Source organism: Haemophilus sp. UMB1048 (assembly GCF_030218125.1).
Classification (GTDB): Bacteria; Pseudomonadota; Gammaproteobacteria; order Enterobacterales; family Pasteurellaceae; genus Haemophilus_D.
On the sequence record NZ_JASOPB010000130.1, the window covers coordinates 1 to 258 of the forward strand.

1 protein-coding gene is annotated in these 258 nt (G+C 56.2%); it reads right to left on the minus strand.

Features of this window, described 5'->3' with window-relative positions:
• Positions 1–258 (minus strand): FliH/SctL family protein (locus QP437_RS10180; RefSeq protein WP_285267752.1); only part of this gene is annotated, 258 nt, incomplete at both ends.

The following is a 258-nucleotide window of genomic DNA, read 5'->3' on the forward strand; positions in this document are numbered from 1 at the left end:
TTTACCGCTGAACAACGGTTCTTGCTGCAACAACTGTTGGATCTGTTTGATCAGTGCCGAGTTGTCCATCGTTGGCGTCTGACCGATCACCTGGCGTGCCGCCTCCAGCGCCATCTGCATCAGGCGCGAAGCTATCACACTATCAAGCGCATCAAGGGTAGTTTGAAATTCGCTGACCAGTTGCTGCATCCGGGCATGAATTGGCGCTTGTTGAGCCTTCGCCTCTGCCAGACCTTGCTCCAGCCCCTGGGCCAGTCC